The 23,900-nt window shown below is 46.3% G+C and carries 21 protein-coding genes; 13 read left to right on the top strand and 8 right to left on the bottom strand.

Annotated features, from left to right (window positions below; genetic code table 11):
- Positions 1–437 precede the first annotated feature (437 nt).
- Positions 438–1,724 carry a chemotaxis protein gene (locus tag QUB13_RS10175; RefSeq protein WP_333380379.1) on the bottom strand — a complete coding sequence of 429 codons (1,287 nt, stop codon included), beginning with the start codon at positions 1,722–1,724 and terminating at the stop codon, positions 438–440.
- 249 nt (positions 1,725–1,973) lie between these two features.
- Here QUB13_RS10175 and QUB13_RS10170 point away from each other — a divergent pair, with 249 nt between their 5' ends.
- The 3 genes from QUB13_RS10170 to QUB13_RS10160 are packed head-to-tail and all read left to right on the top strand — an operon-like array spanning position 1,974 to position 5,045.
- Complete coding sequence (locus QUB13_RS10170; RefSeq protein ID WP_333380378.1) at positions 1,974–4,526, top strand: hybrid sensor histidine kinase/response regulator; 2,553 nt, start codon at positions 1,974–1,976, stop codon at positions 4,524–4,526.
- Positions 4,519–4,779: a hypothetical protein gene (locus QUB13_RS10165; RefSeq protein WP_333380377.1), complete on the top strand. Its 261-nt coding sequence runs from the start codon at positions 4,519–4,521 to the stop codon at positions 4,777–4,779. Before QUB13_RS10170 ends, QUB13_RS10165 begins: the two co-directional genes overlap by 8 nt.
- 2 nt (positions 4,780–4,781) lie before the next feature.
- Positions 4,782–5,045, top strand: coding sequence for a four helix bundle protein (locus QUB13_RS10160; RefSeq protein ID WP_333380376.1), 264 nt, complete (start codon positions 4,782–4,784; stop codon positions 5,043–5,045).
- A 104-nt stretch (positions 5,046–5,149) separates the two neighbouring features.
- On the opposite strand, the gene QUB13_RS10155 is transcribed toward QUB13_RS10160, so the two are convergent.
- Entirely contained in the window at positions 5,150–5,287 is a 138-nt protein-coding gene (locus QUB13_RS10155; protein ID WP_333380375.1) for a hypothetical protein, read from the bottom strand.
- On the opposite strand from QUB13_RS10155, the gene QUB13_RS10150 reads away from it, so the two are divergent.
- Positions 5,273–5,947 carry an N-acetylmannosamine-6-phosphate 2-epimerase gene (locus QUB13_RS10150; RefSeq protein WP_333380374.1) on the top strand — a complete coding sequence of 225 codons (675 nt, stop codon included), beginning with the start codon at positions 5,273–5,275 and terminating at the stop codon, positions 5,945–5,947. The genes QUB13_RS10155 and QUB13_RS10150 overlap by 15 nt on opposite strands.
- Before the next feature lie 167 nt (positions 5,948–6,114).
- Here the strand turns inward: QUB13_RS10150 and QUB13_RS10145 are convergent, their stop codons facing one another.
- The gene (locus tag QUB13_RS10145; RefSeq protein ID WP_333380373.1) at positions 6,115–6,474 is read right to left on the bottom strand and encodes a phage holin family protein; all 360 of its coding nucleotides are present in this window, start codon (positions 6,472–6,474) and stop codon (positions 6,115–6,117) included.
- A gap of 210 nt (positions 6,475–6,684) precedes the next feature.
- On the opposite strand from QUB13_RS10145, the gene mrdA reads away from it, so the two are divergent.
- On the top strand, positions 6,685–8,499 hold the full coding sequence (gene mrdA, locus QUB13_RS10140; RefSeq protein WP_333380372.1) for a penicillin-binding protein 2: 1,815 nt from the start codon (positions 6,685–6,687) through the stop codon (positions 8,497–8,499).
- 466 nt (positions 8,500–8,965) lie between these two features.
- Here the strand turns inward: mrdA and QUB13_RS10135 are convergent, their stop codons facing one another.
- Positions 8,966–10,012, bottom strand: a complete 1,047-nt coding sequence (locus QUB13_RS10135; protein ID WP_333380371.1) for a hypothetical protein — start codon at positions 10,010–10,012, stop codon at positions 8,966–8,968.
- A gap of 108 nt (positions 10,013–10,120) precedes the next feature.
- Between QUB13_RS10135 and QUB13_RS10130 the strand changes: the two genes are divergently transcribed.
- Both QUB13_RS10130 and QUB13_RS10125 read left to right on the top strand, forming a co-directional pair.
- Positions 10,121–11,056 (top strand): metallophosphoesterase family protein, encoded by a 936-nt coding sequence (locus QUB13_RS10130; RefSeq protein ID WP_333380370.1) that lies wholly within the window; start codon positions 10,121–10,123, stop codon positions 11,054–11,056.
- 27 nt (positions 11,057–11,083) lie between these two features.
- A complete protein-coding gene (locus tag QUB13_RS10125; RefSeq protein ID WP_333380369.1) occupies positions 11,084–11,566 on the top strand; it encodes a PD-(D/E)XK nuclease superfamily protein in 483 nt (160 codons plus the stop codon).
- Positions 11,567–12,157: 591 nt separating this feature from the next.
- Here QUB13_RS10125 and QUB13_RS10120 read toward each other — a convergent pair.
- Together QUB13_RS10120 and QUB13_RS10115 are read right to left on the bottom strand one after the other, a co-directional pair.
- A complete protein-coding gene (locus QUB13_RS10120; protein WP_333088503.1) occupies positions 12,158–13,033 on the bottom strand; it encodes a DNA adenine methylase in 876 nt (291 codons plus the stop codon).
- 43 nt (positions 13,034–13,076) lie between these two features.
- Entirely contained in the window at positions 13,077–13,235 is a 159-nt protein-coding gene (locus QUB13_RS10115; RefSeq protein ID WP_333380368.1) for a hypothetical protein, read from the bottom strand.
- 70 nt (positions 13,236–13,305) lie between these two features.
- On the opposite strand from QUB13_RS10115, the gene QUB13_RS10110 reads away from it, so the two are divergent.
- The 3 genes from QUB13_RS10110 (at position 13,306) to QUB13_RS10100 (ending at position 15,163) form a co-directional block, all read left to right on the top strand.
- Positions 13,306–13,509: a DUF751 family protein gene (locus QUB13_RS10110; protein WP_194011343.1), complete on the top strand. Its 204-nt coding sequence runs from the start codon at positions 13,306–13,308 to the stop codon at positions 13,507–13,509.
- Positions 13,510–13,915: 406 nt separating this feature from the next.
- Complete coding sequence (locus QUB13_RS10105; protein ID WP_194011342.1) at positions 13,916–14,308, top strand: PadR family transcriptional regulator; 393 nt, start codon at positions 13,916–13,918, stop codon at positions 14,306–14,308.
- Between the two features lie 318 nt (positions 14,309–14,626).
- Positions 14,627–15,163 (top strand): cofactor assembly of complex C subunit B, encoded by a 537-nt coding sequence (locus QUB13_RS10100; RefSeq protein WP_333380367.1) that lies wholly within the window; start codon positions 14,627–14,629, stop codon positions 15,161–15,163.
- 451 nt (positions 15,164–15,614) lie between these two features.
- Here the strand turns inward: QUB13_RS10100 and QUB13_RS10095 are convergent, their stop codons facing one another.
- Positions 15,615–15,935, bottom strand: coding sequence for a DUF3155 domain-containing protein (locus QUB13_RS10095; protein ID WP_333088499.1), 321 nt, complete (start codon positions 15,933–15,935; stop codon positions 15,615–15,617).
- A 638-nt stretch (positions 15,936–16,573) separates the two neighbouring features.
- On the opposite strand from QUB13_RS10095, the gene QUB13_RS10090 reads away from it, so the two are divergent.
- Genes QUB13_RS10090 through QUB13_RS10080 form a run of 3 tightly spaced genes read left to right on the top strand, consistent with a single transcriptional unit; the run spans position 16,574 to position 18,909 of the window.
- Positions 16,574–17,956, top strand: coding sequence for a GAF domain-containing sensor histidine kinase (locus QUB13_RS10090; RefSeq protein ID WP_333380366.1), 1,383 nt, complete (start codon positions 16,574–16,576; stop codon positions 17,954–17,956).
- Positions 17,957–17,984: 28 nt separating this feature from the next.
- Positions 17,985–18,677: a hypothetical protein gene (locus QUB13_RS10085; RefSeq protein WP_333380365.1), complete on the top strand. Its 693-nt coding sequence runs from the start codon at positions 17,985–17,987 to the stop codon at positions 18,675–18,677.
- Positions 18,678–18,687: 10 nt separating this feature from the next.
- Complete coding sequence (locus tag QUB13_RS10080) at positions 18,688–18,909, top strand: hypothetical protein (RefSeq protein ID WP_333380364.1); 222 nt, start codon at positions 18,688–18,690, stop codon at positions 18,907–18,909.
- 34 nt (positions 18,910–18,943) lie between these two features.
- Here QUB13_RS10080 and QUB13_RS10075 read toward each other — a convergent pair whose 3' ends face one another.
- Positions 18,944–23,782 carry a CHAT domain-containing protein gene (locus tag QUB13_RS10075; RefSeq protein ID WP_333380363.1) on the bottom strand — a complete coding sequence of 1,613 codons (4,839 nt, stop codon included), beginning with the start codon at positions 23,780–23,782 and terminating at the stop codon, positions 18,944–18,946.
- Positions 23,783–23,900: the final 118 nt, after the last annotated feature.

Genomic DNA, 23,900 nt, shown 5'->3' with positions numbered 1-23,900 from the left:
CGATCAATGTTTGCGGATTTCAATAGCCTGCCTCATGTCAAATGAAATTGTAACTTCTTGATACCTCTCGAACAATTCTTGTGGAGTGTCGAGGATGCCTGCTCTGTACAGGCTTTTTATGAGAGGTCTTTTGTATCTCTCGTCCGATTGGTCTCGATGGGGAGCATACCCACTAATCACCCTCAACAATACTCACTTTAAACACTCTTCTCCCAAGGGAACAGGGGCGCAGGGGGTTCTGCCCGTCAAACAATAGATCGGCACGGCACAAGAGATTAAGTTGACACCCATGTTCAATAGCCTTTTCCAACTCTTATTTTAATTTGTTTCACCTCGCTCCAACAAATAGTATTTTTTCAACAGTCAAAATGTAAAGTTTTATTATGCTTGTAATTTTGGAAAAAAATTCAATTTATTACCATATTTTTGCTAAAATTTCAGGGCTTTTTTGACTTCAGAGCCTGCTGAATTTTTTCGATCAGATATTGCGAAGAATTTTGCTGCTTAACTATTTGTTCTAATTCAGAAACCGCGATTTCTGCGTGTTCTATATCTTTAACTAAAGAATGGGCTGTAACACTTTTGTTGACACCTAAAGATTCTTGAGTATCTATAAATGAAGTAGGATTTTTTTCTGCTATTAATTCTTCCAATTCTAACAGCGCCATTTCGGCACGATCGATCTTGATGGTCACGAATTTTGCCACATTAGCACCAGCTCTTGCCGCCTCCGTGAGTTGGTGAACGCGAAGTTTAAACCGGCTGGCAATTTGCTCTATTTGAGTCCCCAATTCAAAAGTTTTACTTGCCAGTCGGCCAATTTCTAAACTCACTTGGCCAAGACCGTTGGGCTTGCTTTCCATCTGATTAGTAACTACAGCCACCTGTACTGCTAAATGCCTGACTTGTTCGATCGCCTCCCGGATGGTTCTGGAAGTGCGGTTAACTGTTTCTAGATCGTTAGCTATTGCTTTGCCAACTCCCAAAATTTTATCTGTATTGTTGCAAATAGAATTAGCACCTTGAAAAGTAGCTTGAAATGCTTGGCGGCCCTCCGAAGAAATCAACTTTGCAATTCTCACAAATCGTCGATTCATTTGAGCAATTTGTTCGGCTTGTTTTGCCAGTGCCAATTCCTGAGAACTGGGAGTATTTTGCGATTTTTCTGTTTCCAGAAGTTGGGATTGTAAAAGCTTATGATATTCGCGAACTTGGGCTTGCTCTTTTTGAATTATCGCCAAATATTTTTGTTTTTCTGCTCGGTATTTTTGAATAATTTTGTAAGCTTGCGCTAAATTTTTAGATTGCGCTATTACCAGAGTTTGAACGTCCAAAAGGCGGAGTGTGTGGTTTTTCATTACCACAATAATTGGTTCATAAATCAAGTCTTTTTGCCTGTTGAGAGAGGCTTGCACGGCATCGTCAATTTTCCAGTTTTCCTCCATCACCAAAGGCGGAATTCTGATAAAATCTAACAAAGAGCGAATCGGGTGCTGCCCGTAAAGTTCTACGCGATCGGGAAGAATCATTTGCTCTCGAAATTTGACACGAGAAATCATTCCCAACACCTGCGATTCGTGAGTAATAATTACTCCCGGCAGGTCTGGTTCTTGCTCGAATTTTTCAGCGACTACCTGTCCTAGAGTTGCAGCACTCACTTGGCAGTGGTGAGACGGCAGATGTCCGATAGTGAAATCGGGGGTGAGTTGAGTTGGATTGCTCATTTACCCGGATAGTGTTAAGTAGAAGTTAACAAATTATATATTGATATTATACTGGAATAAGATTGTTTAAAGTAATCACAACTATAGGGAGAAATGTACTCTCCTACTCGCGGGCCTGATGAGAGCCTGCCTTCTGATTACTTTCATCTCAAGTCTTTGGGAGCGTTCGCGCCTGCTGCGCCCCGGTTTCGTCCCTAAAATATCGGGCTCGATCTTGTGTTCTTGAAAACAACCGGAAAAATACCTAGATTGAAACCAAAAAGCTTAAGTCGAACTTTGCCACTAGCAACCTTTGAGGCTGCTTACCAGTTGTTACAGCAAATGGCTGAACTCCCGGGGGCGATTTGGCTGGCGGACGATGCTCCTGCCTTTACTGAAAATCGGGAAAACTCGTCGGAACGGTTTGCAGCAGTAATATCAGATGGGTTTAGCGCGCTGCTGCGGGGGAAGCCATTAGATGCTGCTGCAACAAACGAACGCAAACACAGCGAAAAATATCTCAATTGGCAATTAAATGTGGAGTTGACTTTTGAGCCAGAGGCGATCGCAAATTTCCTCTCTCCCATAGTAGCAAAAATCGCCCAAATAACGCCCGGAACCAAGGGAAAAATTAATATTCGTACCCTCAAACAAGCCATTAACAATATACAGCCAAACTCGGCCGTTATTCAAAGCGAATTTACCCTAAATTTGCTGGATATTCTCGCAATCGATGCCAGCAAAAACAATCACCAGCCCCTACAAGCCCAAACGGAAATAGAGGAAAATTCCGCGCCCCAACCGATCGCTCCCGAAACGCTACAGCACCAGATGACCGAAGTGGGCGATCGCGCAGAAGAAATGCCAAATTCCTGCATTCAATTTTGTCAGCCAGTGGAAGATGCTTTGCAGCAGCAGCTCGCACAAGAGCGACTTTTGAATCAGGTGACAACTCAAATCCGCCAGAGTTTGGAATTGCCTGTCATTTTGTCAAAAGCAGTTTCGAGAGTGCGAGAGTTTTTGGATGTAGATCGCCTGTTAATTTATCAATTTGAAAAAGTGCCGGCACCGCCCGAGGGCAAATTAAGTAAACAAATACTGGCAGAGGTTTCTGCGTCTGGCGAAGTCAAAGAAAATTCCCAGTATTTCTTGTATTTAGGTCGCGTCACCTACGAAGCTTTAGCCAGCGACGCTATCTCGTCTGTACTAAATTTTAGTGAAGGTGCCGAGTGTTTTCCCGATGGAGTCATCGACACAGAGAAGTATCGCAAAGGTTTGGCTTTGTGCGTCGCGGATGTCGAAAAAACTTACTCTTCGCACCCTTGTTTTTTAGAGTTGATGCGGCGGGCTCAGGTGCGGGCGAAATTGCTAGTGCCGATCGTAGTTCAAGACGACTTGTGGGGGCTGCTAATTGCCCACCAGTTTACTGTGCGGGAGTGGGAAGAAAGCAAAATAACATTTTTGCGACAAATAGCAGAACATTTGGCGATCGCCATTTACCAAGCCGAACTTTATGCAGAAGTTCAGCAACAAAAGCGCACCTCAGAACAGCGCGTCATAGAGCGCACGCGAGAACTGCGCGATGCACTGGTCGCCGCCCAGTCTGCCAGCCTCGCCAAGAGCGAATTTTTGGCAGCTATGAGCCACGAATTGCGGACTCCCCTCACCTGCGTCATCGGCATTTCCGACACGCTGTTGCGGTGGTCTTACGGCAAAGTTGGCACCAAACAAGTGCCGCTGCAAAAGCAACGACAATACCTGCAAACTATCCGAGATAGCGGCGACCACTTATTAGAATTAATCAACGATATTTTAGATTTATCGCAAGTAGAAGCGGGAAAAGCAATCTTAAAAATTAGTGAATTTTCAATTTCTAAATTAGCTTCCCAGAGCCTGCACGCCCTCAAAGAAAAAGCTGCGGCTAAAGGAGTAGAATTAATACAAGAACAGCGGGTAAAACAAGAGTGCGATCGCTTCACCGCCGATCCGCGCCGCTTGAGACAAATTCTGTTCAATCTCTTAGGAAATGCGATCAAATTTACTCCCGAAGGCGGGCGAGTCATCCTGCGAGTTTGGGTGACAGAAGATAAAAATCAAACGCCTGCAGTGCGACAGCCGGGTACTGCACCTGCAGGTAGCACCGCTGTGTTTCAAATCAAAGATACCGGCATTGGAATTCCCGAAAATCAGCGATCGCTCTTGTTTCAAAAATTCCAGCAATTAGATTCCCCCTACCGCCGCGAATACGGCGGTACCGGTCTGGGATTGGCCTTAACCAAACAGTTAGTAGAACTTCACGGCGGCGCGATCGAAGTCAACTCTACAGTTGATGTCGGCTCTACCTTTACCGTTTTTATACCGAGTCAAACTAAAAGCAAAGATGAATCCACAAAATTCAAATATGAAAAATCCAATTCATCTTTACCGCTGCACTCCTCCTCCCTGCGAGGCAGCATCGTACTCGTCGAAGAAGATGAAGAAACTGCCATGCTCATTTGCGATATCCTGACAGCAGCAGGACTGCAAGTAGTGTGGATGATTGAAGGTTCGGCAGCCGTAGAACAAATTGAACTTTTGCAACCGAATGCTGTGATTGTAGATATGCGTTTACCAGGGATGAATGGCTGCGAAATAATCCAACAACTGCGCCAAAAACCAGCTACTGAAAATCTCAAAATCCTGGCTTTAAGCGCCCAGGAAATTCCTGCAGATCGAGTATCTTTCGTGACAGCGGGAGCTAACGATTGTTTGGCTAAACCGATTCACCCTCAGCAATTGCTAGACAAAATTCTTTCTTTAATGGTGGGGATTGGTAATGGATAATTGGGCATGGGGCATGGGGCATTGGGCATTGGGCATTGGGCAAACAGGGCATTGGCCAAACAGGGCCCAGCGAAGCGGAGGGATGGGCCAAACAGGGCCCAGCGAAGCGGAGGGATGGGGCATGGGCCCGCGCAGGGCATTGGCCCGCGCAGGGCCCAGCGAAGCGGAGGGATGGGGCATGGGCCCGCGCAGGGCATTGGGCGGAGCGAAGCGGAGGGATTGGGCATTTAATATAATTGAGTTTTTGAGGTAATTATGGGAAGACCTGATTTTGAGGAATTAGAGGTTTATAAGTTGGCGGAAAGTTTGGCGAATGAGATTTGGGAGATTGTTAAAAAATGGGATTATTTCACAAAAGATACGATGGGCAAACAGATCGTTCGGTCTGCTGATAGTGTATGTGCTAATATTGCTGAAGGAAGAGGTCGTTATAATGACCAAGATAATCGGCGTTTTGTAAAAATTGCGCTTAGGCTCTTTGTACGAAACAGTAAACTGGTTAAGATTAGCATAAGCTAGACAACTTATCACAAGCGAAGAAGTAAGCAAATTTAAACCAATTGTTGATAAATTACTACCAAAACTTAACGCTTATTTGAGTTCCATAGGACACAGGGAATAAATTACAAAAAAATCCCAATTCCCGATCCCTCCGCTTCGCTCCGCCCAATTCCCAATTCCCAATTCCCAATTCCCAATTCCCAATTCCCAATTCCCAATTCCCAATTCCCAATTCCCAATTCCCCATGATTAATTGTCAAATTCCTACAGGATTAATTGTTTCTTGTCAAGCACCTGCCGATTCGCCGCTGCACGATCCGATCGTCATTGCGGCAATGGCTCGCACCGCTGTCAATCGAGGGGCTGCGGGGGTGCGGATTGACTCTCCGGCTCACATTGCGGCGGTGCGAAAACAGGTATCGGCTCCGATAATTGGGATTTGGAAGCAGCAATTGCCGGGATGCGAGATTTACATTACTCCTCGGTTTGAAGACGCGCGGGCGATCGCCACTTCTGGAGCCGATATTATCGCCGTTGACGCGACTTTGCGAAACCGTCCTGCTGGCGAAGAGTTAAAAACGTTAATCGATCGAATTCACAGCGAATTAGGGAAATTGGTGATGGCGGATGTAGACACGATCGAAGCTGCGATCGCGGCGGCCCAAGCTGGTGCAGATACTGTCGCAACTACTCTTTTTGGCTACACTCCCCAGACGCAAAGTTTCTCGCCGCCCGGATTTGATTTGCTCGCCCAAATGGTAGAAAAGCTTAAGATTCCAGTTATCTGCGAAGGCGGAATCGCCGGGCCAGAAATGGCAAAAAAAGCATTACACTTAGGAGCCGCCGCTGTAGTTGTCGGCACAGATATTACTGGAATTGACATCAAAGTAACAGCCTATAAGTCGGTGATTGGGAAGTAAGAAGGAAGAAGGAAGAAGGAAGAGGGAATAGGGGACAACTAAGAAGGGAGAAAGAAGAAGGAATAAGGAATATTCGGCGATTGAAATCGGTTCTAGAGAAACGAAACGCGCAAGGTAATGTGTGGAAATATCGGGCGATTTCGATCGCCCTTTTTCTGGGGAAATTGCTAAATCAGCGCGCTATTGATAAAGCTGCTAACTGCTGCCAGGGCGATCGCCCCCAATACCGTGCTCCACAGGCCCATCCGCAAGCGAAATCCTTCCACTAGCTTCGCAGCAGAGGCAAAAACGATCGCATTCATCACAAAAGCAAAGACGCCGGAAAGCAATCCCAGCGTCAGCAAGTTCGGCACGAAAAAAACTGTTTTCAGAATGGGCAAAATTAAAACATTCAACAATCCCAACACCGCAGCGGAAATTACGGCTTTCGGTGTGCTGTCAATTTCCACACCGATCGGCAGTTGAGAAATTAGCAGCAAGCTGCTGCCCGTCACCAGCCAAGCAATCAAAAAATCGAGCGGTTCCATAGCGCCTGTACCTCCTTAAAAGTTGAATTGTCACAAAAACCTGATATTTAAAATCTACCTTAATCAAAAAATCCGGTAAATTCGTCTGCCAACCGGCAGAATTTGTGTCTGTCACTAAAGAGTGAGAAGTTATAATGCCTGTATCTGCTAAATAATCCGGATGGCAACTGCATCTACTTGTTAGTTGAATAAAAGAGCAGATTAATTAATATGGCTGGCGATTTTTCTTTTAAATCTCACGTCCGATTCGACAAAAATGCCTTGGATAATGGTACGCGCCAGCGCAGCCGATCGTTCCAAGTGATGGTTTTTATGCTGCTAGTCACTACTTTGGTGACGCTGCCGGTATTTCGTCTGGCAGAACTGCAACTGGTACAGGGAGCATACAACCGACAGCGGGCGGAAAATAACCGCATTCGCCCTGTTTCTGTCGCAGCTAATCGCGGTCAAATTTTAGACCGCAACGGCAAAATTTTTGCGGCTAACCGCGTATCTCGATCGGTTTATCTGTGGCCGAAAGAGCGATCGACCAAAGACTGGCAAGAAGTCGCCGCCACACTCGGCCCGATCGTCAAACTTCCCGCAGCCGAAATTATCAAAAAAATCGAAGAAGCAGGCTACAAATCTGCCCTCCCAGTGCGAATTAGTAAAAATATCGATGTCGGTACTTTTGTCGCCTTGGGAGAACAAGCTAATACTTTGCGGGGAGTTGAAATTCGCGCAGAATCGAGTCGAGATAACCCCAACGAGCAACTAGCAGCTCACCTTTTGGGATACGTCGGCGAAGCTACTTTAGACGAATTAAAAGCTAATCCTACATATCCGATGGGAATGATTGTCGGTCAGATGGGAGTTGAAAAATTAGCCAATAAAACTTTAGAAGGCGTTTGGGGAAACCGTTTGATCGAGGTGAATGCTAAGGGCGAGGAAATCCAAGATTTGGGTGTAAAAGATCCTATTCCCGGCAAACCGGTGCAGCTAACTTTAGATTTAGATATGCAGAAAACTGCGGAAAAAGCTTTGGGCGATCGCCTGGGTGCAGTTGTGGCGATCGACGTGAAAACCGGAGCGCTTTTAACAATGGCTAGTTGGCCTACCTTTGACCCCAATATTTTCACTCGCAAGGTAACTCAAAAAGAATGGGATCGACTACAAGGGCCAGACAAACCATTTTTAAATCGGGCAGTTCAAGGCTATCCAGTCGGCAGCACTTTTAAGATTGTAACTTCTGTAGCAGGGATGGAGTCGGGCAAGTTTTCTCCTGACTCGACTTTGGTAAGTTCTGCTTCAATTAACATCGGCGGAATTTCCTTTAACGAACACGGTAGCGGTTACGGCGTTATCGGTTTCCGGGACGCTTTGGCCTACAGCAGCAATACGTTTTTCTATCAAGTAGGCATGGCAGCCGGGCCGGAAGAAATGGCGAAATGGGCTAAAAAAATGGGCATTGGCGGTGCTATTAATTTAGAGCTTTTGGGGTTGGATGCAGCCAATCACGGTCAAGTTCCGATCCCAGCAGAGAAACAGAAAATGTATGGGGAAGATTGGTATGTGGGCGATACGGTGACAATGGCGATCGGTCAAGGTTTGGTACTTTGTACTCCCCTAGAATTGGCTGTGATGGTGTCAACTATTGCCAACGGCGGTTCGCGAGTACAGCCGCATTTGTTGGCTTCTCAAACCAATACGCCTATTACTAAAAAAATTCCAACAGGTATTAAGCCGGCAACTTTAAACGTCGTTAAACAAGGATTGATTGACGTGGTGAAAAAAGGTACAGCCCGCGCGATGAATGACGGTACTATTCCTTTAAGTGCTGGTAAAACTGGAACTGTGGAAATGCCCGGACATCCTGACAATTCTATGTATGTAGGTTTTGCTCCCGCTGACAAGCCGGAAGTTGCGATCGCAGTTATTGTTGAAGGCGGCGGATTTGGTTCGGTTTCGGCGGCACCAATTGCTCAAGAGGTATTCCGAACCTATTTTAAAAAGCAGGGTTTTAAACCTACTAATAAACCTTTCTAGTCATGAGTTATATCAATTCCGGTTGCACTCATACATGATGTTAACTGTTAACGGTTAACGGTTAACACTCAACAGTCAACAGTCAACAGTGAATTTACTATTCCGATGAAGAGAGGATTTGATATTAATTGTTGACTGTTTATTGTTCATATTTTTTGATGTAGGGTGCGCGAGGCGCACCTTTTTGCTATCAGTGCGCTCAAAAGTTTTCCCCTACCAATTGTCTCATATCGTTTCCGGTTGCATCGGAATGATTTAACCGGCGCTAGAACACAGAGAACACAGAGAACACAGAGAGAAATGAATAATTCCGATCCTAACGGAATTGATATCACTTCCAAGAAAGTGCGATTTCTTAAAAAAATTAACAGCGGTAAGGTGTGTAATGCACACCTTACATAATTTGATTCTGCGTCCTATAATTTAAAAATGCTCGGACGGTTTACAGATACAAAAAGTTAAAAATCTAATTAATCCCTCTTTCTAAAATAATCATTTCCGAACCAACAATTGGACTTCTAGCGATTAATTTACCTTCGGAATTGGCAATTTGTAACTTGCTGAAATCGAGTGCATTAGCTTCTTTCCACATTTTACTTGCTAGCTGATTTTGCTCTGTTGTGCTGAGATTGTACCAATCTTCAGCGACATTCACAGTCAAAAGGCCGATGGAGAAATCAGCTTGAACAGACCTAACTAAACCGCCGCCAAGTCGATCGGTAATGTCAGCAACTTGAGTTTGAATTGCAGCAATCAAAGACTGTTCCGGCGTTAGTGGTGGCGGGATAATTTCTAGCGGTTGCGCTTTTTCTGGTGCGACTAAATCGGGCAATTTGCTTTTGAATTCAGCGGATGTTGGCTGAGAATTTGCGATCGCCTCTGGTGATTTGGCTGTGTCCGGCAAAAAATCGCCAAAGGTAGGCGGGGACTGCGGCGGTGCTGCAATAGGCGCTTTTGCTAGTTGTTCCGGCGGTTTTGCTGAGAAACTGTTGAAGGTTAAACCGACTGCAACGATGAGAATTGCTGCTAAGGAAGCGTTTAAAATTGGATCTGACACCTTGGCGCTGACAAAAGGCGGTAGCAGCGATCGCACTAACCGCACAATACTTTGCCAAAGTACAACGACTTTCTCTAAAAAACTGTCGCCTGCGGGTTTTGATACAGACTTTTTACGATCGGATTTTACCGCAACTTTTGGCGGGGGAACGCTGTTAACTTCCGCTTTAACTTCTGCAGCAACAGCCGGAGGAGTTACTGTTGCTGAGTCAGAAGCGGTGGGCGCGATCGGCCTTTGGGGCTGCAACGGGGGTTCTGCTGCTACATTTTTCCCTTTTTTCCCCAAATTCCGAATTGAGAAAATCAAAGCTTTGATTTTCTGATTTTTGGGAACAGCGCTGCTGGCATTTTGAGCTTGGCTGGGTGTGGCGGCAGACTTTGCAGCCGCCTCGCCAACCTCCGCTTTCGGAGATTGAGACGCTTCTGGAGTTGGTTGGTTTAGTTGTTCTTCTGACATTTTCTTTGCCTTGGAGCGTTGCAAATATATCTAATATATCTAAAGATAAATTTTAGTTGAGCCTTCTGGGCCTTAATTTATCATTTTATTAGTTCTAACTGAATCATCATGAGCCTTAAACGCCGTCACTTTCTATTTTTAGCCAGTCTCAGCAGCTTAGGTTTTACCGGAGTCTGGAAAATGCTTCAGCTTCGGACTTCCTGGGGGACAGACGCGAATGCTGCTGTACCTTCTAATGTTGAGGGCCAAAGGGCGATCGTCCCATTGCCAGCCTCACCGCCTATTTTACGCTTTATTTCGGTTGCCGACACCGGTACCGGGGCCCAAGGTCAGTATGCTGTGGCTGAGGCGATGACCCAATATCACCGGGAAAATCCTTTTAACATTGCTGTTCTCGCCGGCGACAATATCTACAATAACGGCGAAATTGAACAAATTAATGCTGTTTTCGAGAAGCCTTATCAGCCATTATTGCAGCAAGGCGTAAAATTTTATGCTTGTCTGGGAAATCACGACATCCGCACTGCTAACGGCGACCCGCAAGTTAAATATGCGGGTTTTAATATGCAAGGCCGCTACTATACTTTTCGGCGCGATCCGGTACAGTTTTTTGCATTAGATACCAATCGCAATGCGGATTGGAAAAATCAGCTTGTTTGGCTGGAAAAAGAGTTGAGTCAGAGCACCGCACCGTGGAAAGTTGTGTTCGGCCACCACCAGATTTATTCCTCTGGTATCTACGGAGTGAATCAACCTTTTATTAAGACTTTGACGCCTTTGTTTAAAAAGTACGGCGTGCAGCTTTATATCAACGGACACGAGCACAGCTACGAACGCACCCGATCGATTGACGGTACGACTTATTTGATTTGCGGGGCGGGCGGGGGTACTCGTCCGGTGGGGCGTTCTGAGTGGACGGAGTATTCTGCTAGCCTCCTGAGTTTTGCGACGTTTGATGTCTATCAAGACCGGATGTTTGTCAGTTCTATCGGTACTGACAAGCGGGTTTTTGACCGGGGAGTGATTGAAGTGCGATCGGCTTAATTCACATTATATTCAGGAGCCAACAAAATGAATAGGGGTTGTAGAGCCAATAAAACTGGTTTTGTTTTAGAAGCAACTGTAGAAGGTACATTGAGAGGTCACGGATATCTCGAAATATGTCCTGAGTTGCCAAAAAAGCGCAAGTTAGATTGGCTCTTGCTCTCAACGCAAAATCACAAGCGATATGCTAAACAAGTTTATATCGGGTCTAGCATTTATGAAACAGAAATAAATGTCGATTTTTATATTGTTAGTTCTGCTTCGTTTCCTCTCGGTCTAATTGTTGAGTGCAAGTGGCAAGAAGACAAAGGATCTGTTGATGAAAAGTATCCCTACCTCAATTTAAATATTAAAACTTGCTATCGGGTTCCCACTATTGTGATCGTGGGTGGCAACGGGATGAGGCAAGGTTCGATCGACTGGTTTAAAAAACAAATTCCCGACAATCAAAATCTTTTGGGGGTTTACAAGCTCGAAGGTTTTATTACCTGGGCAAACAAATATTTGTAATCACACATTATACCAATTCCGGTTGCACTCATACATGATGTTAACAGTCAACAGTCAACAGTCAACAGTCAACGCCTGAATTTACTCTTCCGATGAAGAAAGGATTTGATATTACATCAAGATTTATTCGTTACGGATCGCGATCGCCCTTTTTCCCTTCGCTACAGTACAGTTGCATTTTTTGCAGAAACTGCTATGATTTGCGGTAACGCATAATTCAAATATTTTAATTTTATTAAATTGAAAAAAATCGCCTTTTTTTTTCGAGTTAAACCCTTGACTGTGAGGTTTTTTGGAGGTATAATTTAATAATGGGAGTGGTGGCAAAAATAAAATTTAAGTTACCACTCCCATTATCTAAAATATACCACAGAAGTCCAGACAAATCAATAGGTAATAGTTCCTTTTTTTAGCCAATTTTTTGACCCTTGTTCTACGAGTTTTCCGTTGAGTAGCTTGAAATCTACGAAGAAACCGCATTTTTGAGGTCACAGTTTCAGGGCTTACGCATGGGGGCGATCGACCCGGCTTCTGAAGTCACGGGCTGCCGTACCAAATATGTTTAGGTAGAGGCTTCCAAAGAGTGTTTATTTAAATTGAACTTATTAATAATTCCTTGACTAGACCGCGTTTGTAGCTATTAGAATTAATTCCCCTAGATGCTGATATTTCAATTTGTTTGGGGAGATGATTTTTTCTGAAAGCTTGACTGTCGCTGTAGATTTGAGCGATAAAATCGCAGTTAGAATTAGACAGCATAACTTTCACGCGGCGTTGGGCAAGTTCTACAAAAACATCTCTTAATTTAATCTGTTCCGATTCTTTGAAATTATCTCGGCTGTAAGCGGTGAAGTTACTTGTGGCACTAATCGGATAGTAAGGCGGGTCAAAATAAACAAAGTCTTTACTGCTTGTAGCAAACTCCAAAATTTCATCGAATTTTCTTACTTCAATTTGAGCGGGCGCGAGTAAAGAGGAGACCGATCGCAATAAATCGGCTTGACAAATGTTAGGATTTTTGTATCTGCCCATCGGAACATTAAATTGACCTTTGGAGTTTTCTCTGTAGAGGCCGTTGTAACAAGTTTTATTGAGGTAAATCAGCCGTGCTGCTTTTTCTGTAGCTGTATTGTAGGAGCGCGATCGCACCGAGTAATAATAGGCTTGATTGTCTTTGCTATGTTCAGAGGCGTGCTCTAACAAAAGCTCAATCAGTTCCTCGACTTTATCCCTGACACAGCGATAAGCATTAATCAACTCAGGATTAATATCTGTTAACACAGCTTGCAAAGAAGGGTTCTGTTGTGCTAAGTAAAAAAAGACGGCTCCGCCGCCCAAAAAAGGCTCGTAGTAAGTGGTGAACTTTTCAGGAAAATAAGGTTGATATTGTCCGATCAACCTAGTTTTGCCTCCAGCCCATTTCAGAAAAGGACGCGGCAAGACGAAAGAAGGTGCGGCAGCAGACATTTACTTAGAAATAACAGCCCTATAATATTTATCACAACTACAACTAAATATACATACTTCTCTCATTTGTCACGGGAGGTATGGTGGGATTAAACAGACAGCGATCGACCGATCGAAAATATTCGTTAGAATTATATATATCAGCCTCGCCGGCAAAAACGCCCGATCGCCCGAGGAGCCGATTTAGCTCCGGCTGTGCCAAAATTATCTAACTCGCTCACAAGTGTTACCAGTCAACGATCGAGCTGTAACAAATTACCCCATCTGCGCTCATGCAAGATTTCATTAATAACGTCTCTAGGTACCCCCGTTTTTTGATTACTGTCTGTCTCGGAATCTTCTTTTTCCTGTTCGAGCGACTCAAACCTCTACTCGATCGACCGGCAACAGCCATCGTCCTGGTTACTTCGATTGTAGCGACTTTTGTCTTTCTAACTTTTACCCTGCGCGCCATGTTAGGTCTGAGCCCGGTTTAAAAGCAAGTTTCGGCCCGAAAAAGCCGGCTTGCTCTGACAAACTGTGGCCCGCTTGGAAAGGCAGGTAGAGGGTTTAGGGAAATTTCTGCTGCTGAGTTTGAGCGGAAACACTAATCCCTAAAGCCAACGCAATTCTGATGTGCGATCGCCCGCGCCGGCAATAGCCGCTGCGATAGATTATAAGAGAAAGAAAGTTACCCTAGTTATGTGAGCGCTCCTCAACCTTGGCGCAAGCAAACATTACCTAAGTGCAGCACAACTCTTTCGGGCCATCAACACAACTGGGGAAATACTGCACCTCTGTTTCCCCGATTCCCACTTAGTTCTTAGGAAGCGGCACACCCCGCCCCGCTTTCCTCTCCCGTCAACCTGACGGTATCGCGAGAGTTTCTAGCGGACAAGACAGATGAAATTTGAACATATCTATCAATTTTTTCAAGACCCCCCTCCTGTTTATCTAAACAAGGAACTAGCAGTGTGCTACATTCTCTCGGTGTTATTGCGATCGGATTCCTACGGTACAGAACTCATCGGACAATTAGAGCGGGAATTCCCCATCTACCGACTTTCCGATACCGTCCTCTACAGCGCTCTCAAATTCCTCGAAGATGAAGCCGTCATCACCGGTTACTGGAAAAAAGTAGAAGGACGCGGCCGCCCCCGCCGGATGTATCAAATCCTCCCCGAGTGGCGGCACCAAGCTCAAGACCTAGCTCGCCTGTGGCACGAGTATATCGGTCAGGGAAACGGCGCGTCTGGCCGTCGCCCCCGCGCCCTAGAAACTGGTCACACGGGTTAGCCGCTGTTGAAATCGGATGCCTAAACCCTTGAAATGCTGGCGCTACTAGCAAAGCGAACTGCCTTCCTTGTCTTCGCTTTGCCAGCATCGCCGCACAGGAATTAGAGCAGCTACACTACGTCAGGACTTACGCATTGTCACTTGAAAATTAGAAAGCGTGGGGAGATATAAGAATTTGGTGATGGGGAGAAAAAAACCTTGCTACAAAGCTTGTTGGTAATTTTGGTAAGCAAGTGTCTGCGTAAGTCCTCGATCGCTTTTGTCTGTAAAGTTCTGTAAAGTAGTAGTAGATAATTTCAATTACACAAACTTCTACCGATGGATACTACTGTTCTTTCTTCAACGTTTACGATCGCCCTGCTGATGACTGTAGGCTTGTTTTTCTTCATCAAGGCCTCAGTCAAAGAAAGAATCGAACAAATCAAGTTTGCTTCGCCTCGCCCCCAAGAGTCACTTTTAACCCAGCTACAAGAGTATTTTGCTTCTAGAGCTTACCGAGTTGCAGCCGTCGATGCCCCAAACTATAAAGTCACTTTTGAAGGTTTTGTGCGGCCTAGTTGGTTTTTAGCTATTTTTCTCACTTTGCTGAGTGCAGGCGGCACTCTGTCCTTGGGCTTGCTTTTGGGAATGCTACTTCCCCAGCAAGGTCAAATTTTCCTAGCTTTGGTACTGCTGTCACCGCTGGCGGGAATATTTTACTGGAAAAAAGCTGGACGCTCGGAGCAAGTTTCCCTTAAACTCGAATCTGTTGCTGAGTCGGGAAGCCAAACTAAGAGCCTGGTTACTGTCAGAGCTCACCGCGATGAACTAGCAGCTATGCAAAAAGCTTTAGATTTAAAACCGCTGGAATATTAAAATTTTGGTGTGGAACGTTTTTTGATATGCTAGATGCCGTGCTTAAAGTTCTAGCCGACCAACCGATGAATGTTTGCGGCTCTCTCAAAGAGTCCGAAAGCTCGATCGACATAACACTCAGTCGATTTTAGATTCGAGATTTTCGATTTATTCTATAGATGAATCTGGGAATTTGAATTTTCGTCTAAAATTTGAAGCCACGACAGCCCTGCGGGGCTTGTATCCGTGAGCAGTGTCTAAAAAAACCATTATCCTGAGAGTGCGCGCTGTGGCGATCGCCCGTTGCAGGCGAGTATCCTGTTGCGATGGAGCCTTATACCCTTATTCTGTATTCTTAAGGACTTTTCGCGTAAATTTCAGCCAGCACTCTCCAGACAATGAGAACTCTCGCACTTTTGTTAAAAGAGCTAGACAAACATTGCTGTCAATGTTTTGAACTCAACATTTTGACCTATGCGCGGGCGGACACCACAGAAATTTTTTCTGCGGCTGTTTCCAGCATTACCTTTAAACTGGGAAACAAGAAATGGTTCTCTTCTACGTATTGGGCTCCGAATAAACCTTTTTCAGCCCAGAAGTATCTGTCGGTGGTATGCTCGTTACGCTTGACTAACAGCAAAGCAGGGGGAGCAATGCCTTCAGCATGGATGAACTTGCGAGCCGCTGTTACGGGTTTATCTTCGCCGCTCTCGATGCTATATTGAGGCACGCACTCTAAAATTCTGCGTCCTTCTTGTCGGCGGCGACTCTTGCGTTTGCGTCTCCTGGCCAATTTCTTTACCTCCTCTGTAAGCAGACAGTATGAGCAGACAGTATGAACAGACAGGTTTTGACATACTCCCCATCCCTAAAAAAAATGGGGATTCTGGATTCTAACAGCTTTCCTCAAGCACGGCTTGTCCGATCTTGCCGAGCCCCAGGTTGATGCCCCAACCTATTTGAGATTTTTTGGATGCTAGAGTTGAGACCGGATTTTTACATCTGGCGAATCAACAATATATGATTCAATCATCAAAGCCGTCCCGATCGGACGGGGTTTGAGATCGATTTTTTAGGTAATCATAGCTACCAAATCCGAGGCCAGTATATCCCTTCTAGCTCAAAAAATCAACGGTTTTTAATATATCGACACAATCTTAACATTCGTGCCGATCGACAAAATGCACCAGTTGTGGTAATGTAGGCCGCAAGTTCCGGCAGCAGCCAAGCTGGGAAATCTGTGGAAAGTATGCAGGCGGGGCTTTACTTTTAAGCAATTTTTGTTTGTGAAAGCCGAATGCTTTGAACCTATCCGCCTTCCATCAAAGCGGAGACACCAGAAATTTAGAAGTTTCTCATCTGTAATCGGCACCGGCCCAGTTGTAATTGACTTAGAATTCCGTTAGATATCTTAATGTGGCGCTCATGTTAATGCCAGCCAGTTCCGAATTTGTCCAGCTTTGCCGATCGCAGGTGGCGATCGCCGTCAGTTTGGGAGCGACATTCAGCGCGGTATACCTGACACAAGAGCTCGTACCCGGAAGCGCAGCAAAGTTGGTAGAGATCGCGGTTTACCCAGAAACATCAGCCGAATCGGAAGAAAATCTGGGGCTGAGGCTGCAATCTTCCGAAAACTCGACAGCCAAACCAGTGCCGCGGCTGGCTGCGCCAGCTTTTCCTGTGGAAGAATCAACGGTGGGGGCGATCGCGCCCGAGCAGAGCCCGGATAATCAGCGGCGGAACGATCGGTGTCAAGGCCCGGAGAATGTGTGGCAGCAACGCCGGCAAATTGTGACGCCTATGGTACACGAGGGAGTTGTAATGGGACTCCTGGTGTGCGGCAGGCAAGACAGGCCTTGGAACGATCGAGAGGAGGCTCAAATGCAGCAAATTGCTCGCACCTTGACCCTGGCTTGTATTTTAGACCAGCGATCGCAGTGGATGCAGCAGGAATTGGGCACGGCGAGGCAAATCCAGACTCAGGTGTACGATACGATGCACAATTTGCTGCACCAGTTCAAAAGTCCGCTGACAGCGTTGCGAACTTTTGGTAAGCTGTTGGCGCGCAGGCTGGTACCGGAAGACAGAAATCGCAATGTGGCTTTTAGTATTGTCCGAGAGAGCGATCGGCTGCAAGACTTGCTCGCCGAGTTCGATCGCACCCTTGACACAGGCGAAGCAAATCTCAGACTCCCATTTGGCACTTCAGAAAAAGCAGTGTCCAATTTAGAATTAATGTCGCATTCTTCTCTGTCGCTTTCACCAGCAGCCAATTTGGAAGAATCCTGTTTTGTGGGATTGGTACTACAACCGCTGTTAATTTCCGCCCGGGCGATCGCATCTGAAAGGCATCTGTCATTGGTAGCCGACATTCCGGTGGATTTGCCGCCAGTTTCGGCGAACGATCGAGCTTTGCGCGAAGTTTTGAGCAATTTAATTGACAATGCTTTGAAATATAGCTCTGCCGGCTGCCAAATTTATATTAAAGTAAGGCACAAGGAAGCGAATGGCGATCGGGCAACACACCGCCCATTACCTGCCGTCGCAGTGGCAGTCAGCGACACAGGTGCCGGGATTCCACCCCAAGATTTAGAACATTTATTTGAGAGGCACTACCGGGGAGAAAAAGCGCAGACAGAAATTCCCGGCACCGGATTGGGTTTGGCGATCGCCCGCGATTTAGTCCGCCAAATGCAAGGAGAAATCGAAGTATTTTCTCCAGTAAATCCCGAATGGCTGCCACCAGCAGAAACTCATTTATATCCAACAGATCGCGGCACTACATTTGTACTTTGGCTGCAGCTCAATCAGTAACTAAGCCTATTGCTTGGAGATAGTTTTTATGAAGCGTCGGTCTTTATTAGATAAAATTCCCAAATTTTCAAACTCTTTAGAAAATTTCAAAACACACTTTTTTACTGTACCGTTTTTAGCTGCTTTCAACATTCTGACTGTCCTGATTTTGGGCTGGCTAAGCGTCTACGCAAAACTCAACAAGAAGGGAGACGGAGTTGAACGCCTGTTTAGCGATCCTTTTAATTTCTGGTTCCCTTACGAAGGCATTCTCACCGGAGTTTCCGAAGTCCTAGGGTGCAGTTGTGTGGCAATTTGTGCATTTACTTTTGGATTGCTGCGCCAAAAAGATCCCCGCAGTCGATCGGCCATCTTCTTATTTTTTAGTGCTTTACTGCTGGGAGTCTTGTATGTGGATGACAGGTTTCGGATGACTTTGATTCTTACTCGGCTGGGAATATCTAAAAAAATAATTTATTTATGTTATGCGAGTGGGATTTTTCTTTACATATCTAATTTTTGGCAGTACATCAAAACTACTCCTTACTTGCCATTAGTCCTAGCATTATTGTTGTTTGCTATCTCGCGGCTTGAGGATATTATAAACTCTCCAAGTACAGGATTGCACGCGATGTTAGAAGATGGCACTAAGTTATTAGCTCTTCTGAATTTGGCTTTGTATTTTTGGTACGTATGTCATCAGGAAGTTGCGCGGCATTTCCAGCATAGCGAAGAAGATTAAGGAAGAAGAGTTGGTTGTTAGTTGTTATTTGTTAGTTGTTATTTGTTATTGGTTATTGGTTATTGGTTGTTGGTTGTTGGTTGTTGGTTATTGGTTATTAGTCATATCAATTCCGGTTGCACTCATACATGATGTTAACAGTCAAAAGTCAAAAGTCAACAGTCAACAGTCAACAGTCAACAGTCAAAAGTCAAAAGTCAACAGTCAAAAGTCAACAGTCATCAGTCATTAGGGAAAATGCCCAATGCCCAATTCCCAATGGCCAATTACCAAGGATTGCCAATCATTGTAAAAGCAGCCCAATAATAAGGATGGGAAAGCATTCGATCGCCCCTGGCCGCAATTTCAGGAGGTAAAACGATCGCCTCAGAAAGCCCTTCAACTCGCAGCATCCCGTCTTGAATCCGCACCCGCCCCCGCAACATCTGCAATTGCGCCCACCGCAAAGCCTCGGCTTTAATCATCAAATTACCACCGCTTCTGGGAGTCCGCAACTGCCGGTAAAACTCCGTCATTAGCCCCAAAGTCCCCTCATCGCTGACTTCCCACAAACTCGCCAAAGCCGATCGCGCACCGCTAGCTACCGCCAAACCCGCAAACCCCAACTCCGCCTCTTCGTCGCCCAAAGCGGTACTGCACGCGCTTAAAACTAACAGGTGCACTGGCGGTTCATTCCACCGCAACTGCCGCATTTGATCGAGGCGCAATTTAGTATCCCACAACTGAATGTAAGAATTTTTCGGTTCCCCTGGCTGGAATTCGCTGTGAGTTGCTAAGTGAATAATTCCAAAAGGTTGATTGGCCCGTTGAGCTTGCAAATTCGCGAGAGTAAAATCTTGATTCAAAAATGATTTTCCGCGCGTCGGCGGGGCGATCGACTCTAACTCCACCGGTACCGCCGGTAATGGCGCTTTATCCTTAAATACCGACGCCCCCATCGCCAACACTTCATCGTCAGTAATATTGTCGTAGCGGATATCAGTCAAACTCAGACTCGGCATCACGCTCAAGCTGTATTTCTCAACTAAAAATTGTTTGCCATCGTGAAGAGCAGCAAACGGCACACTTCGCAAACCCGCTGCCGGAATTACAATTAAATTATTAATTTTTAAAGCTGCCAATTCTCCTGCAAATGGCGCAATTAACCACCGATAAAGTTTTTGAGCTGCATCCAAATAACTGATACTATTTCTTCTTCTAGGATTAGTGATTTCGGTTTGCAAAGCGTCGGCTAATTGCAGTACCTGCCAGCGCGTTGTCGCCGAAACTAAAACGCGCATCGGTTGAGCGTTAGCTGTGACTAACACTAATTCTAAATGCTCGCCGGTAGGAAGATCGGAAATTTCTGTACCTGTTGGCAACTTCTCCATCAACCCATCTTCTAACGATTGGGGAGGCTGCGGGCTGAGTTTTTTTCTAACAGGCAATAGATTAGATAAATCTTGACTTGCCACCAGCACCGAATCATTTTGTTGGGCTGCTCCGTCCGAGCCGCTGACCCAATTCATATAAATTATTGCAGATTTTACCCCGGTAATTTCTTCGTTTTTGCGAAGAGTTTCGTAAATTACCGACATATTCGTAATCGGCTTTCTGGCAGGTAAATTCAGATATTTTTCGTATTCGCTAGTAAAAATTTGTTCAAAGGCTAAAATACCAGTTACTGCTCCATCTAATTTGCGAGAAGGAACGAAAAACTCCGGCCTAATTGGGGAATTTGTATTTTGATTTGAGGAGCGCAATTGTACTTGCAAAGATGCAGGAAATGACAGCTCCGGCTCTGGATCGATCGGCACTGGAGGCGCTGTCGGGATTGGTTCGGGGATTGGTTCGGGGATTGGTTCGGGGATTGGTTCGGGAATTGGTTCGGGGATTGGTGGAGGAGTAGGGCGCGCGCCCGGTGTAATTAGGGAAATCTGGTTTTGTAAACTTCCTTGGGTGTAAGTTTGCCCAAAGGAAAAACTAGGCAAAATGGCGTTTTCTACGCCAGCATTAATGCTTCCCTGAGTTCCGTTGTCGATCGCCCCGCCAACTACAAATGGTCGATTGCTACCGCCTCCGTGCCGAATTGCGATCGCCCCGCCTCCTGTACCTCCTGCAGTAGAAATACTGGCAAGATTGCCGGATATATCCTGAAAAACATTGTTCGATCGAAACAAACCGAGGGTTGTGACATCAACACTGCCACCTCTAGCGTTGATAAAGCCCGACTGAATGTTACCGATCGCGCTCAGAGAGACTGCGCCGCCGTTTCCCTGAGTGCCGCTGGAGTTGAGATCGAGAGTAGAAATGCCGGCTTGCGAGGTGAGGGCAATATTGCCGCCGATCGCCCCCGAAGAGTTCAAACCTCCCGCAGTTAAAGAGCCGGCATTGCTTTTGAGGGCGATCGCGCCACCTGTTCCCGTTGCTGACGAAGAGTCGATCGCCCCTGCTGCAACAGTATTTCCCTCAACCCGAATGCTTCCGCCGTTGGAGGTAATATTGCCAGTCCGAACCTCATCCAAAGCTTGCAAGTTCGCATTGCCGCCATCCGTCCTTAAATTACCCTCTAAGAGTACATTTCCTGCCTTGATATCGGCTCCCAAAGCGGCCGTGCTGTCCCCCCTGATGGTAGCAAAATCTCGCGCGTTCACGCTCAAAATGCGGGCTGCAATTTGGGAAGTAGCCGTCACGCTAGCAGCATCAGCCGAGAGCACGCCCAACCTCTGACTTTGACCAACTGCGCCGGTAAAGGTAATGTTGCCGCCAGCGCGCAGCGTCAAATTATTTGCCCGGCCTTGGATGCTGTCGAGGCTACTGGCAAAAGTGATGTTGCCGGTACTGGCCGAAATTGTGCTGCGGCGATCGACTGTGACGGGACTTTTGAAAGTGATGTCGCCAGATGTGGCGATCGCCCCAAATATCTCGGTAATGCCACCGTTTACAGTCAAACTCGCCAGCGGTGCAGTTTGACCCACTGTCGCGCCGAACCGGACTCGCCCTGCGTCAAGTCTGAGGGCGCGAGCTCCGTCTAGGCTGCCGGAGAACAAAATGCTGCCGGTAGTTCGATCGCCCAAAGCTGCATCAGCATTCAGGGAAAGGTTGCCAGTAAAAGCGATATCTGCGCCCGGTGCGGCGATGTTGGCACCGATCTCCGTTTGGGGCGCGTCGAGTGTCAAGCTAGCGCTGCCGGTTGTTCTCAGGGGATGGTCGATCGCGATCGAACTGCCTTGAAGTGTCAACGGGCTGTTGAAGGTAATCGGTGCGACGATCGCGATCGAGCTGCTGTTGGCGCGCCCGATCACGATCGAACCGAAACCCGCCGCCAAAGCACCCAGATCCCCTCCCGTCAAGTCCAAAACCCCTAAAATATCGCCAGTCCCGCCCACCCGAATTGCTCGGCCGTCGCTGGGTTGCAAGCTAATTGTTCCCCCCGCACTGCTGACGGAATTGCTGCCGCCCCTGAAGTCAATGCCGTTAGCAGTCAGAGCGATATTGCCGCCGTTAGCGTTGACTCCGCCCAGAGAGATGCTGCTGGCGAAAATGTTGATATTGCCGCCTTGAGTCTCGATGACATCCTTCCGGTCATTGACAAAAAACACTCCGCCTGCGGTAAATGTTACGCTGTCTCCGGTTTGCGCTTGCAGTGCGAGTTTGTTGTCGGGTAAGTTTTGGAGGGTGATGTAGCCGGGGGTTTCTACAACTACATTGCTGCCGGCCGCCATCTGTTCTAACTGCACTTCTGAGATCGATGTTTCCGTCGGTGATTCTGTGGCTTGGAGTTCCCCGCCAGCAGAGGATGAAGGGCTGTTTTCGCCGTTACCGCTGACGATCGCAATATTTGCCGGATCGACCAACAAATTGCCGATCGCCCCGTTAGGCGCGCGGGTATCCACCTCTCCTTGGAAAATTAGAGCATTTTTACCCGAAACTTCCACTCTGCCGCCGTTACCTGCTGCTGTGCCACCGCGAGCCGTAATATTGCCGAAGAAGCGAGTTGTATTGTCTGACCAAATTGTCGCTGTGCCGCCGTTGCCGCGGTCGATCGCGTCTGCTGCGATCGTAGAATCAGGACTAACATAAGTTACCAGGGAATTTGGCACTGGTTCCGCCCCCCGGAAACCGCCACCGACGCGCACGACTCCTCCGCCATCTGTCCCGGAAGCATTGATATTTGCGCCGAACAGTCCGACTTTTGACCCTAAAATATTGACTGTGCCGCCTCTTGCGCCAGAAGGTGCAAAGACATTTACAGCACCCGATACGATCGCGCTTCCGGCATTTACCGGCACTGTTTGGCCCCCAGTCAGGATTAATTGACCTTGTTCGTTAGTCGTTAAACCTGTGGCTGACTCTACGCCCGGGCCAGTCAGCAACACAGGTAAAGTAACTGGGGCGATCGCCGATTTGTCTGACTGCAAAGACGGAGTAATTTCTAAACTCAATAAATTACCATTCTGACTGATGCGGACTGTATTACTTCCCGCAACAGCAGCCACCGTAATTTGACCGGCCGGGGCGGACAATTGCCCGGTATTAATCGCAGTACCGCCCAACAAAGTTAAATTTTTACCGCTACCAACTGCTAAGTTTCCAGCATTGACAATTATCCCAGATTGTGAGTTATTAAAATTAAATTGAGTGGGATTTCCCTGTAAAGATTTATAATCATTAATTCCGGCCGCATTAAACCAGCGATCGCCGAAACCGATATTCGTAGAAGTTGTGGCGAAAAAAGACCCCGGCACGTTCAATCTCGCATTTTGACCGAAAACAATTCCCGCCGGATTCATTAAGAATAAATTCGAGTTTCCCCCGCTTACTGAAATCAGGCCGTTAATGATGGAAACATTGCCGCCGGAAATTCGCCCTAAAATATTTTGAATATTTGGATTAGTTAGAAAATTAGCAATTTGACCTTCGCTGAGATTAAATTGGCTGAAGCTGTGAAACAAGTTTGTGCCGTTTCCAGACAGTTGTCCGCCTCTAATCTCTAATCGATTTTGCTCCTGGTTGACAATAGTATTAGTGCCGTCATTTGCCGGAATGACAGGTTGCGATCGCGCTGCTAGCGGTAGCAGCAAAAAACCTAATGTCAAAATTACAGCAGAGCGAAAATAGGTCATTAGTTATGAGTTATTAGTTATTAGTTATTGGTTATTGATTAGTAGTTATTGGTTATTAGTTATTGGTTATTGATTAGTAGTTATTAGTTATGAGTTATTAGTTATGAGTTATTAGTTA

The organism is Microcoleus sp. B4-D4 (assembly GCF_036705185.1).
GTDB lineage: Bacteria > Cyanobacteriota > Cyanobacteriia > Cyanobacteriales > Microcoleaceae > Microcoleus.
The sequence above is the reverse complement of the archived record's forward strand: the minus strand, read 5'-3'. Positions and strand labels throughout refer to the sequence as shown.